Consider the following 13,334-nt stretch of genomic DNA (forward strand, 5'->3'; position numbering starts at 1 on the left):
GATTCGTTCAAGGGTGCCTTTGTCGCTTTTCGCTTTCCCTCCACCTTTAGACGCGTTATTGGATCCGCATGCACTGATAAGAACCAAAAGGACGGCTGCCAAAATGACAAAATATTTTTTCATGATTATCCCCCTTGTTTGCTGTATTTTAGAAATTGTACGCGACTGCTTCTGCTCCTCATAAAATAGACATTCCTTTGTATCATGCTTGAAAATTGCTGCTCCCCCAAAACAAGAAATCTGCCAGCTTTCGTCGTTCTTTGTCTTGTAAGTGCTTACATTTATATTTCATTATAAATAGTAAAAATGTAAAAAACATTATAAAACTTGTATGAATTTCACCGGGATGTCTTTATACAATTTGAATAAAAAATAAGACAGGCAAAGAACCTGTCCAATTTTTTCTCAAAGTACAAACCGGTCTTTATTTTGATTCATGCCGCTCATCCAAATTTTGATGCTGAAATCAAGCAAAAACAAATCATCCGGATTTGTTAAGGAGAGGTTTGTCAGTGATTCAATTTTTCGGAGCCTATATAATAAAGATTGGCGATGCAAGTTCAAAACGCGGGCAGCTTGGCTTACATTTCCGGAGTTTTCATTATAGGCAATAAACGTATTAATCAAATCCATTTCTCTTTTTTGATCATATTCGATCAACGGGGAAAGTGTTGACATAGCAATTTCCCGCACTTCTTCATTTTTCGATAAGTTTAAAATAAGCCGGCTGATCCGGGTATTGTCAAAATGGTAGCGCTTCCCGATCCCTTTTTGCTTTCTTCCGACTTCCAAGGCGGAAAGTGCCTTTTGATAACTTCGGAAAAAAGTCATTTTCCCATCTTCATGCTTTCCAATTCCCCATGACACAATCAGCCCGGGAAGCAGTTTATTTAATCTGCGCTCCACATGGTCCAGAAACTGATTGATCGTTCCATTCGAAGACGATTGGGATGCGAAATCGGTTGTCTCCAGGAATATGACCAGTTTATCCTCTTCCTGAGCATACATCACGTTCCGATGAATCGATTGGCCGGCATCGGCCAGTTCACTCTCAATATACGTCATCATGCTTTCAAACCACGAATGCTTTGTTTCATGATTGGTCCCGCCATCTTCATAAAAAAGAGTCTCCAAATTTTCCGGATAACCAATAATGCATTCATATTTTAAGTCAATATCAAAACCGAGATTCCGCGCCTTCTCCCGTAACGTTTCCACTTCCGGCTCTTCTTCTCCCGTTAACCCGATCACAAATTCATTCTGCAAAAGCGCCTTATTTTCTGCAATGGCCGTCTCACTCGTCAACCAAAGTGCAGAAACCATAACAGCCTGTTCAATAATATTGACTTCTCTTAATCTCATCTTATAGGTTGGAGGGGCAACGATAAAAAAAACACCTTGATCTTGTTCACTGGATTGAATGTTCATGTGAAACAATTGAACTTCCTTGCCGATTGTCCTATTTAACTTGGAAAAAATCGGATGATGCGACTCCTCGGCATCGTTATTTTCTTTCATACTTTTCCACAAGCGGCGAACTTGGTGAATATTGGCGGAACCAGCTGCAACATGCCCTTTGTTGTTTACAACAAGTACCGGGAGCCCCAATTCTTTCTCAACGACACGAATAATTTCCGCAAAAGGCTGCTTCGTTAAAAACATTTCAATCAGCTGCTGCTGGAATTCTTTTAATCTGATCAGTTCATCGTGTTGAATATGGTTAATGGCGCTTGTCACTTCGTGTATGATATCTGCGAATCGAATTTCCCACGGCAAATCCAAAAGAACAAAATGATTTTTCTCTGCAAACTGGGTGATTTCTTCCGGTATTCTATTAATATAGTGGCCTGTGGCAATCGCCAAGGCGGATGCACCAGACTCGTAAACGTCTTTGCAAAAATCAAAAAAAGACTGCATATTCGTATAACAGCCAATGCCTGTTGTTAAAACCAGCTCATTCTCCCTGACAAAATTTTCTACGGGACTTTCAATGACGGACACCCATTCCACTGATTTTTGACTGATGACGCCTTTCCCAGAAATAACCTTTGCAGTCTCGAAAATGGGAAACTTTAATACCTCTTCCAATAACAGATTCAACGTTCACCCTCCCCCATAATGTGATATAAGGCAATATGCACTATTTCCGTTGATAGTCTTGAATCACATTTGAAATAACAGAGAGATCCACATTATTTCCGGTGATAATCGTTCCTGCCTTCATGCCTGCCAAATCTATCTTTCTATTCAGCAATGCTGCAACTCCGGTAGCTGCAGCCCCCTCTACAATCATCCGGTGTTCGGCCGCCATAAAGCCCATTGCTTCGGCAATTTCTTCTTCCGATACCAGTACAAAATCATCTACCAGATTTTTGGCAATCTCAAAAGTATACGCATTGTTGAGCCCAATTCCTCCAAGCAAACTATCCGCAAGCGTGGGCTGTTCCTTCAGGATCACAGGCTTTCCGGCCCGGATACTCTCATACATGACGGGAGAACGCTCCATCGATACGCCAATCATTTTCATTTTCGGATTATATGACTTTAAAGCGGTTGCAATACCGGCAAACAGTCCCCCTCCGGATATCGGTATCACGGCAACTTCAATGTCTGGTTCCTCTTCTGCCATTTCGATGCCAATCGTCCCCTGTCCGGCGATAATATCGGGGTCGTCAAACGGCTTAATCACCGTTACACCGTTTTTTTCCTCCAATTCATAGCAGTATTTTTCTGCATCATCCTGCCCTTCCCCGACGATTTCAATCCGTGCCCCTGCCAACCGTATGGCGTCCACTTTTGCTTTTGGAACACGATTTGAAATGCAAACGGTTGCAGAAATCCCCATTTTTTTCGCCACATAGGCAACTGCCAGTCCGTGGTTCCCAGTAGAAAAAGTGGCGACTCCACGCTTTTTTTCTTCATTTGACAATTGCAAAATTTTATTCGCGGCACCCCTTACTTTAAAAGCGCCAATTTCATGGTAGTTTTCAAGTTTCAAATATACGGGTGAACCGAGTTGATCCGAAAGCTGGATGGATTGGATAAACGGTGTAGGTTTTACAATTTGATAGACTCGCCTTTTAGCTTCAAAAATCTGTTGGAGTGTCACGTGTTTCCCTGCGGAAGTATGAAGTGTTTCTGTCTTTCCCAATATTAGCCCTCCTTTAAGTACTTTCAGCTTGATGTTTTCCTGAATATTAATAATACTATCACAAGAAGTGTGAAATTTATAAACCATTTTTTTGCTTAAGAGCCGTGAAAAATAAAAGGCTGCCGGAAGAGTCAGTTTTCGCTGACTTTCCGAACAGCCAAATTGAATTTGTAATCCTCTTTATTCTGTCTGGGTTCTGAGTAATCTTTCCTGGCAATGGAAATATCCAAATAGCCGTAGATGATATTGATGACAGGCACGAGAAAAGCAAAAAAGATGAACGGAATAAATGCCGTTGCCTTTACGCCCAAGACCTGTGTGGCAAAAATGGACGGTACACTCCATGGGATAAGTGTAATTCCCACCGTACCGGCGGCTTCCACGCATCTGGACAGGTTTTTCGTATCCAATCCCCGTTCTTTAAACTTATCGCGGAATGTTCTGGCCGGCAAGATGATGGACAAATATTGCTCGCCGCTTGCCAAGCCGACTAAAAACGTTGATGAAATGGTGGACAGAATCAGTGAACCGGTGCTCCTGATTTTGTGCGCCACCGCATCGATTATTCTTTTGAATGCCCCGGTGCCGTCCAATATTCCGCCCAATCCTGTTGCCAGTACAACCAGCCCGATCGTCGGAAGCATGGATGTGATGCCGCCGCGGTTCAACAATGAATCTATCGTTTCTACGCCTGTATCAACCGTATAACCGTCGGTCATCACGTTCACAATTTGGGTGATACTGCTTCCCTGGACAAAAAACGCAATCAAGGCACCCAGCGCACTGATAAAAATCAATGAAGGGACAGCGGGAAGGCGCTTGTAAACAACATAAAAAGTAAGCAAAGGCAAAATCAGGAGCAGCGGATTGATCAGAAAGAGCTTGTCCAGCCCCTGCATGATCTCCTGGACTTTTCCATCAGTTGCTGCCCCGGCCGAATAATTGAGGCCGACAACCCAATACAGTATAAGGGAAATGGCAAATGCCGGAACTGTATCCCAAAGCATATGGCGGATATGGCTGAACAGATCCGTATCAGCCATAACCGGTGCAATATTGGTCGTGTCTGACAAAGGTGACAGCTTATCCCCCAAAAAGGCACCGGAAATGACCGCACCGGCAACAATGGCCGCAGGAAAGCCCAGGCCTTCCCCTATTGCCATCAAGGCAAGACCCACCGTTGCAATGGAAGTGAGCGAGCTTCCAAGTGTCATGGAAACAATCCCCGTAATAAAAGCGACCGCAGGCAGAAAAATTTTCGGGCTGAGAATTCCCAGGCCATAATAGATAATGGTAGGAATTACACCGCCCAGAATCCATGTACCAATGATTATGCCGATAAGAAAAAGGATGAAAATGGCAGGCAGAGCCCGGGCCACCCCTTGAGCAATGAACTTTTCAAGCTCTGCCCATTTGAATCCTGCCATCATTCCGACAGTGGCAGTGGCAATGATGCCCCCCAGTAAAGGAATGAACATGCCCGCATCCCATTTGAAGATGGACAATGCCGCCAACAGGGTCAGTATGACAATTGGGGCCCATGCATAGTATAAGTTCAACTGTTTATGAGAATTCATGGAGACCTCCAGTTTTTCTGAAAAAAATAAAGAGAATTATATTATACAACGACTTAGTCTATTTCAGTTGAATTGACGTCTTTCCAAAAGGTTTCTTATTTTTCAATAATCATGACGGAAGAAACAGCATTCCCCGCTTTTTTATCGTTCTGTACCAATTCCGCCGTTAAGTAGGCCACCTTTTTTCCGAGCCTTTCAACGACAGCGTACACTTCCACTGTTCCGGGAAAAACCGGCCGGTGAAAGGTTGTATGTAAATCAATCGAAGCAAAGGTCTGGCCTTCCTTCAGCAGCGACGAAATGGCATACGCCATCATGATATCCGCCGCCGAAGCAAGGTATCCGCCCATTGTCACTCCGAGTCCATTCAGGAATTTTTCGTCCACTTCCCAAATCCCTTTTGCTTTTCCATCCTTCGCAAAAACAGTTTGAATCTGCAGGGTGAGATCACAATTCGGAGGGGTGGCTTTGTTGTTGGCCACCTCCATCAGATCTATTGTATCATGTTTGTTCATCCAGACTTCTCCCTTCCAATGTTCGCGCTTTCAAATCACTCATTCTTTAATATTCCACTTTGGCTTGCGGCCCCTTGTAAAAAAGCTGTTGCGGTTCCGTTGGTCTTCAATCGTCTTTTGGCATTTTCGGTTTGCTGCTTCCACCGTCGTGATGCAGTCAAGATCAGCCTGTTTAAAAATTTCCAGGAGGGAGCGGTATATTTCTTTCGTTTTGAGCAATACCCGTTCCTTATTCGGTCCATACAGTTCGTCAGCTACCTGGATCAGCCCGCCGGCATTGACAATATAATCAGGCGCATAAAGAATTCCCTTTTCTTCCAGCAACTTTGCATGATGGTCACTGAGGAGCTGGTTGTTTGCAGATCCCACAATGGCTTTTACTTTTAACCGGGGAATCGTTTCGTCATTGATCACGCCGCCCAGCGCACAGGGGACGAACACATCGGCATCCACACTGTAAATCTCATCGCTTTTTACAATCGTTACCGAGCCGCCCAGTTCTTTTGATTTTTCTTTGATGGATTTCAGGACATGTTCATGAATGTCTGTTACAAATAAATTGGCGCCGGCTTCAAGTAATTGTTCCGCCACCTTATATCCTACTTTCCCCAACCCCTGGATGGCGTATGTTTTTCCGGAAAGGTGATCACTGCCGAACAAATACTTGTTCGTCGCTTTCAGTGCATAGACAACCCCTTGTGAAGTCGGAATGGATGAATCGCCGCTTCCGCCGTATTGTTCGGGAATGCCGTTAATAAAATTCGTCTCTTTCAATGCGTGGACGAAATCATCCATTGTCGTTCCCATGTCTGTACCCGTATAGAATCTTCCATTCAGGGAGTCTACGAATTGGCCGAACGCCCGGAACAAAGCCGGTGATTTGTCTTTTTCCGGATTGCCGATAATGACCGCTTTCCCGCCGCCAAAGTCGAGACCGGCAGCTGCGCATTTATACGTCATCCCTTCTGACAGGCGAAGGACGTCTTTAAGTGCCTCGTCCACGCTTGCATAAGGATACATCCGGGTCCCTCCCAGTGCCGGACCGAGCGTTGTATCATGAATCGCGATGATTGCCCGCAGGCCGGAGGCCGGATCGTTGCAAAAGACGACTTGCTCATGGTTGGCCATTTTTTGAAAAATATCTTCATTGCCGATTGATGACTTTTCAAGCTGTTTTGCCATTTTCTTTTTCCTCCGTTCAATTATTTGCTAGACAAGCTCCAGCATTAATTTTTTAGGATTTTCAATCAGGGATTTAAACCGGTTGGTAAAAGCGATCGCTGTACCGCCATCGGCGACACGGTGGTCAAATGTCATCGTTACATTCATGATGGAACGGATGACGATCTCATCATTTTCATTTACGACAGGCATCTTTTTCGTTTTGTGGAATGCCATGAGACCGGTTTCAGGATAATTGATGATCGGTGTGGCGCCAATGCTTCCCATTGGCCCTACATTGCTGATCGTAAACGTGCTGCCTGTGATTTCCTTTACCGTCAATTTGTTCTCTTTCGCTTTTTGTGTCAGTTCCTTCATTTCCCGATGAATGACGCGGAGCGATTTTTTATCCGCATCGCGGATAACCGGAACGATCAAGCCTTCCTCCGCATCGGCGGCAATGCCCATGTGCACCGATTTTCCGAGGCGGATTACTTCATTTTCTTCATCCAGTTTGGCATTGAACACCGGGTATTCTTTTAACGCGATGGCCAGCACCTTAATGAAAAAGGCGGCAACAGAAATATTTTCATCCATTGCTTTCAGCTCTTTGCGGAAATGGAGCAGTTCGGTCATGTCGACTTCCTCAAAATGACAAACATGGGGGATCGTAAAGAGCGACTGGCTCATTTTCATCGCGATTTGCTTGCGGCGGCCTTTGAATGGAATCGTGTCAAATTGTTCCTCGGACTGTGGTGCAGTTTCTTTTTCCGCGGCTTGCGTTTCTTCCGGGACGGACACTGCTTCCGTTCGGCCGTGATCCCTTTCTTTTACATACCGGAGAACGTCTTCGACCGTTATCCGCCCCCCGCGTCCCGTTCCTTCGACAAGTGCAATATCCACGTCATGTTCCCTGGCCACTTTTCTTGTATAAGGAGCGGCCTTCACCCTTTTAAGCGGATCTTGCCTGGGTTTTTCCATAATCATTGATTTTTGTATCGGAATGGCTGATATGGCCCCCTCTTTTTTTGCATTGAAAGGAGCTGGATCTGAACCTTGTTCAGATGCGATGGTCAAAATCGTTGTTCCGACCGGAATCGTTTTTCCGATATCAACCAAAATTTCCTTGACGGTGCCGTTGGCCGGTGATGTCAATTCCGCTACCATTTTTTCTGTCTGGACCTCGACTAGCGGCTGGTCAACAGTGACAGTGTCGCCTTCTTTCACCAGATACGATATGATATCCCCTTCTGTCATTCCTTCGCCAATATCATGCAATTTTACCTCGATCATTCAAATCCCTCCTTAAAAATGGATGACTTTGTCGATTGCTTCCTTGACACGTGCAGGCGTCGGCACATAATGTTCTTCCAAAGCCCAAAATGGAACATGGACGTCCGCTCCGGTGACCCTTTCGATCGGAGCTTTCATATATAGGAAAGAGGTATCATTGATGATCGAAACAACATCGTTGCCAAGTCCGCCTGTGCCGTGTGCTTCATGGACGATGACGCAACGGCCCGTCTTTTGGACCGATTCGGCGATAATATCTTTGTCAATCGGATATAATGTCCGCAAATCGATCACATCACAGGTAATGCCTTCTTGCTCCGCCTGCTCTGCAGCTTTCATGGCGATCGGCATCATCGCTCCCCAGGCGATGATGGTCATATCTTCCCCTTCTTTTAACCGGGCCCCTTTTCCGATTTCCACCGTATATTTTCCCTCCGGCACCTCTCCCCTTACCGAGCGGTACAGGCGCAGGGATTCCAGGAACAGGACCGGATCGGGATCTTCAATGGCAGATATAAGCAAGCCTTTGGCATCATACGGATTGGACGGGCAGACGACTTTGATTCCGGGCATATGGGTGAACAATGCCTCCACACTGTCCGAATGGATTTCCGGGGCGCGGACCCCCGCTCCGTACGGGGCCCGGATCACCAGCGGCACGGTAAACTGCCCCATGGAACGATAGCGCATGCGTGTTGCGTGGGTCATAATCTGCTCATAGGCCGGGTAAACAAACCCCAAAAATTGGATTTCAGCGACAGGCTTCATGCCGTACATCGCCATCCCGATGGATGTCCCGATGATTCCCGCTTCACTCAAAGGCGTATCAATCACCCGCTGTTCGCCAAATTCTTCCTGGAGCCCATCCGTTGCCCGGAACACACCGCCGTTTTTTCCGACGTCCTCACCCAAAACGAGGACTTCCTCTCTTTCTCTCAGCATCGTGCGCAATCCGTCCGTAACCGCCTGAATCAGCGTCATTTGTTTCGTTTCGGCAGCAATCATCTTGTTCCACCTCTCAAATGCTCCAAATATTGTTTTTTATGTTCTGCAATCGTCCACGGAAGCTCCTCAAACATGTGATCATAAAGATCATTTACATCTGGCGGAGGCATCATTTCCATTTCCTTCACCGCCGCCTCAATTTCTTCTGTTGCCTCTTCTTCAACGCTCAGTGCCCAAACTTCGTCCCAATAGCCATTCTTTTTCATAAACAGTTCAAGCCTCGTGACTGGATCATACTTTCTCCGTTGTTCACTTTCCTGCTGGTCACGGTATTTTTTCGGATCGTCTGCCGTTGTATGGGCGCCGTATCTCCATGTAACCGCTTCAATTAAAGTGGGCCCTTCACCGCTTCGCGCACGCGCGAGCGCTTTTTTCGTCTCAAAATAAACGATGAAAATATCATTCCCGTCAATGCGGACGCCCGGCATGTCATAGGCGACTGATTTTTGGGCAATCGTTTTTGAATTCATCTGCTTTTCAATCGGAACAGAAATCGCATAACCATTGTTTTGATTGAAAAATACAACGGGGGCTTTGAATACGCTCGCAAAATTCAGCCCTTCATGGAAATCGCCTTCCGATGTCGCTCCATCTCCGAAATAAGCGATTGAAGCTGCCGTATCTCCTTGAAATTTGGCTGCCATCGCTGCACCTGTTGCAAGTGGAAGCTGTGTGGCAATCGGGACCGACGGCGGCAGGATCTTCTTCCCTTTTGGCGGCACGTTGCCTTCAATCCGCCCATTCCAATTGGCCAAAATATTGTAGGACTGGCCAAAAGTAATCATCGCCGCATGGTCTCTATATGTCGGGAACATCCAGTCCGTGTCATCCAACGATAAAGCGCTTCCAACTTGTGCCGCTTCCTGCCCTTCAAACGGCGGATAAGTTCCCAGACGTCCCTGGCGCTGAAGATTGACCGCTTTCCGGTCAAATAACCGCATTTTTTTTAGCTGCCGGTAAAACGTTTGAGCCAATTCCTTTGTCATTTCGCTTTTATACGTGTCATTTACAAGATTCCCTTCATGATCGACTACCTGCAGCATCGGAAACTGCAATTCGGCATCAAATGTCCTTGTCTCTGTCGCTCTCATTTTCTATCACTCCTTACATCTTTTAGAGCATCTTTCAAAATCCGTTCATTTACTGTCAGCTTAATATAAATGAAAAATCCGCGCAAACACATGCTTCAACGCGTTTTTTCTTTATAGCATCAATCTTTTAATCCGTTAAAGCGGTGTGCTTGATTGGAGATGTTCAGTTGCTTCCGGGTTTGAATCAAGCGGAATATAAGCCTAATGTGGCAGGTTTGCCAAAAAAAAGAACTAACCACTAGGTCAGTTCTTTTTTATGTTCATTTTATACATCTTTGCCATGATTTTTGGAGATCTTCATTCTTATTTTTCAAAAAACATCTTTTTTCCCAATTCAATTCAAATGATGACAATTTTACCGCTCCCTTACAGTACGATATCCTTTTTCTGTTCCCATTTCCATAGCTGAATGATAAAAACGATACCGGCTAAGAGAAGAAGACTATAACATACTGGGACAATCCATTGCGGTAAATAAATGCTTGTTATCCGGTCGACTAAAATGACCACGATCGTTCCCAATTTATCTCGGTCAGCGATCAAAACCTGTCAATTGCAAAAGCGGATATATCCATTTCAGTTTTTCCATCCATGATCATTTGGCTCAATATCTCTCCGACGACACTGGCGAATTTGAATCCATGCCCGGAAAAACCGCAGGCAAAGAATACATTTTTCAAATCAGGATGCTTGTCAATGATAAAATCGCTGTCTGGCGTATTTGTGTAAACACAGGTTTTTCCATATTTTAGTGGCATTTCGCGGGACAAGAATCTTTCGGCGAAGCCCTTTACGTCCTGTTTATCGTCGGGAATTGTTCCGAAATCGGCCAATTTTTCCCCCGGCTGCACCGGATGTCCTTCATCGTGGCGGCCGATTTTTACCCCTGCACCATCTATGCTTGGAAAGCCATAGTACAATTCATCCGAATTTGGATAATTGACCGCGAAAGCAGGAAATTGGTTCATACGATAAACGGCTTCGTCAGAATCAAACCAGGAAAAAGTTTTTCTTACGGGCTGAAGCGGCAATTCCAGACCCAACGTGGAAAGGATGGGACCTGTCCCTTTTCCGGCAGTGACGATCAATTTTTCACCTGTAAAAACCTCACAGTCCGTTTTAACGGTAACCGAAGATTCGGTGGCTTCTATTGATGTCACGGTTGTGTTTGTTTTAAGTACTGTACCATTTTTTTCTGCAAGTTCCCGGTATGACCGGATGCAATCTTCAACCATAAGGACACCGGAATTTTTTTCAAAACAGCCGATGAGATCATCCGTGAATTGGAATCCAGGCCATCTTTTATTCATTTCCGCGGCAGTTAACACCTCAACAGGCAATGAATAGGTTTCACCGCTCTTGATGACATTTTTTATAAACGCCGAATCAGGGGCACCCACATTTAAAACACCCGTCTGCAAGAACAACTTTCCGTTGGATTCTTTTTCTAATGCAAGCCACAGCTCCTGCGCTCTAAGCGCAAGCGGAACGTAATTTTCCCCCTCGCCATAGGCATGCCGGATAATCCGGGTTTCTCCATGATGGGAACCTTCCGTATGCGGCGGATCGAAAGCATCGATCAACAATACCTTCTTTCCTTTATTTGATAAATAATATCCTGCAGCCATTCCCATGGAACCGGCACCGATAATGATCACTTCGTAGCTCATGTCTCAACACTCTCCTCTTATTCTCCATTATAAGTAATTCCGCACTTCCAATTATCAAGGATTTAGATTCTGTTCCACTGTTTGTGCGGTATATAAAAAGTGTGGGTACCAGGCACCCACACCTTTTATAATTTCCGAACTTCCGCTTCCGAAAGTTCGGTCACTTTCACAATCTCTTGTATTGAATAGCCTTCCTGCAACATCTTTTTGGCAATCTCCCGTTGTTTTTTTTCAATTCCTTCCTCTCTTCCTTCCTCCTTGACTGTTTTCTCCCATTCAGACCAACTTAATGGTAAGTTGTTTCGATCGAGATAGAGCATTTCCTTTGCCTCCTCTGATATGATAATTTCCCTTCTTAGCTTTTTTGTCAGTTCTTCTGGAATTTGCAGCAGATAGTCAATGAAATAAATGAGAGCAGATACATATAGGCGTCGTTCTTCTGGGGGATAATTCTTATGTTGCAATACGGATTGGATGATTTCTCTTTTAAAGCGATAGCGTTTTTCAGTGTCGCGTTTGGCTTCATTGGCATATTTGCCTGCCAACACAGCCAAACCAAAGGGGTTCTTGGAACGTAGCAGTTGTTCTTCATCTTGATCTTGAAATTTGTAGATATTATATTGGTACGTTAATGTTGTGCCAAAAGAGGAACGTTGATACATATTTGGCCGGAAATAGTTAGAAGCATCTGTTAACAAAGCGATGGCGATCACATCGCGGTCGTACTTATCAAATATTCGATAGTAATAACGAAACATCCTTTTAGAAAAGTCCGGATCGGGATCTCCTTGAATCTCAATATGGATAAAAATCCACTTTTCTCCGCCGTTCTTCAGAAAAACCTTCACCACTTGATCGGCAACCTGTTTCCCTTTCTTTTCCTGGATAATTTCCCGGAAAAGCTCTTGCTGCAAAAATTCAGGTTTCTTTAAAAAATCTACCTCCTCGTATAAATGAGCAGCAAAAAACAACAGAAATTCTTCAAACAATTCATAAATCAATTTCTTCCATAGGCCGTCATAGTCGACATTCATGTATTCTCGGGGCTTTTCCAATACCAAACTTGTTACCATCAGTTTATCACATCCTTGACCCGTTTGATACCTGAATTATACCATGAAGCAAACATATGTTCCGCAAAAAAGCCATTAAAAAGAGGTTTAATCAATTTCAGAGAATGGTTAAACTTCTTACTTAAAGGCCTGCGTTCAAGTTACGAACTATACCCTATCTTTTATTAAATTTTTAAACTTTCTATCTCTCTCTTCCCTTTCACTCCTTTATGCGCAAATCATATTTCTTCAATAAATGGAATACTTCATTCAACGTTTCCTGAGGCTGCTCGCTTTGTGAAAAATGTCCCAGTTCCTCTGCCAGACTCCCCGGCAAAATAAAAATGAAGTTACTAAACCTCCTCTTAAAGAAGGAGTAAAGAAACATCCGAAGGAGAACATTTGTTTATAACGAACCTTATAGATACATTTACAGCTAAGGCAATGACAATATATTCTGTCAAAACCAGGAACAGGTTTGAGCTTCGTTAATCCTTATCAATCAAGAACACTAGCAACAAAAGGAACAGGTGTCTGAGAACTCAGACACCTGTCTTATTCACCAATCCCGCAATCCTTTCATTTCTTCCCTCTCGCTCTTCTTCACTGGCCAGGTCATACTTTTTCAAGAGATGAAACAGTTCATTCAACGTTTCCTGAGAATGTTCATTTTTTAAAAATGCTTCTGTCCTGCCGGCCAGTCCTTTTGGCAAGAATGGTTTTTGATCATCGAGCTTTTTTACAACATCTTCACGCGAGTGATCCAAATTACATTTCCCCATGTTCCATCACCTTCCTTCAGTCTTATCATAAAGAACC

At 44.4% G+C, this 13,334-nt stretch carries 11 protein-coding genes; all 11 read right to left on the reverse strand.

The window, feature by feature from the left end:
- Positions 1 to 405: 405 nt before the first annotated feature.
- On the reverse strand, positions 406 to 2,100 hold the full coding sequence (locus AB1L08_RS05590) for a PucR family transcriptional regulator (protein ID WP_413063680.1): 1,695 nt from the start codon (positions 2,098 to 2,100) through the stop codon (positions 406 to 408).
- 40 nt (positions 2,101 to 2,140) lie between these two features.
- Positions 2,141 to 3,151: a hydroxyectoine utilization dehydratase EutB gene (eutB, locus tag AB1L08_RS05595; protein WP_413063681.1), complete on the reverse strand. Its 1,011-nt coding sequence runs from the start codon at positions 3,149 to 3,151 to the stop codon at positions 2,141 to 2,143.
- A gap of 131 nt (positions 3,152 to 3,282) precedes the next feature.
- Positions 3,283 to 4,728 (reverse strand): Na+/H+ antiporter NhaC, encoded by a 1,446-nt coding sequence (gene nhaC, locus AB1L08_RS05600; protein WP_413063682.1) that lies wholly within the window; start codon positions 4,726 to 4,728, stop codon positions 3,283 to 3,285.
- A 95-nt stretch (positions 4,729 to 4,823) separates the two neighbouring features.
- Positions 4,824 to 5,243: a PaaI family thioesterase gene (locus AB1L08_RS05605; protein WP_413063683.1), complete on the reverse strand. Its 420-nt coding sequence runs from the start codon at positions 5,241 to 5,243 to the stop codon at positions 4,824 to 4,826.
- Positions 5,244 to 5,282: 39 nt separating this feature from the next.
- On the reverse strand, positions 5,283 to 6,425 hold the full coding sequence (locus AB1L08_RS05610; protein WP_413063684.1) for a Leu/Phe/Val dehydrogenase: 1,143 nt from the start codon (positions 6,423 to 6,425) through the stop codon (positions 5,283 to 5,285).
- A 27-nt stretch (positions 6,426 to 6,452) separates the two neighbouring features.
- Positions 6,453 to 7,697, reverse strand: coding sequence for a dihydrolipoamide acetyltransferase family protein (locus AB1L08_RS05615; protein ID WP_413063685.1), 1,245 nt, complete (start codon positions 7,695 to 7,697; stop codon positions 6,453 to 6,455).
- Positions 7,698 to 7,709: 12 nt separating this feature from the next.
- Positions 7,710 to 8,702, reverse strand: a complete 993-nt coding sequence (locus tag AB1L08_RS05620) for an alpha-ketoacid dehydrogenase subunit beta (protein WP_413063686.1) — start codon at positions 8,700 to 8,702, stop codon at positions 7,710 to 7,712.
- A complete protein-coding gene (gene pdhA, locus AB1L08_RS05625; protein WP_413063687.1) occupies positions 8,699 to 9,793 on the reverse strand; it encodes a pyruvate dehydrogenase (acetyl-transferring) E1 component subunit alpha in 1,095 nt (364 codons plus the stop codon). The genes AB1L08_RS05620 and pdhA overlap by 4 nt, the downstream gene beginning before the upstream one ends.
- Positions 9,794 to 10,332: 539 nt before the next feature.
- A complete protein-coding gene (gene solA / locus AB1L08_RS05630; RefSeq protein WP_413063688.1) occupies positions 10,333 to 11,463 on the reverse strand; it encodes an N-methyl-L-tryptophan oxidase in 1,131 nt (376 codons plus the stop codon).
- Between the two features lie 125 nt (positions 11,464 to 11,588).
- Positions 11,589 to 12,536: an Rpn family recombination-promoting nuclease/putative transposase gene (locus tag AB1L08_RS05635; RefSeq protein WP_413063689.1), complete on the reverse strand. Its 948-nt coding sequence runs from the start codon at positions 12,534 to 12,536 to the stop codon at positions 11,589 to 11,591.
- Positions 12,537 to 13,057: 521 nt separating this feature from the next.
- Positions 13,058 to 13,297 carry a hypothetical protein gene (locus AB1L08_RS05640; RefSeq protein WP_413063690.1) on the reverse strand — a complete coding sequence of 80 codons (240 nt, stop codon included), beginning with the start codon at positions 13,295 to 13,297 and terminating at the stop codon, positions 13,058 to 13,060.
- Positions 13,298 to 13,334 lie beyond the last annotated feature (37 nt).

Source organism: Siminovitchia jepli, from assembly GCF_047228825.1.
Lineage (GTDB): Bacteria > Bacillota > Bacilli > Bacillales > Bacillaceae_C > Siminovitchia.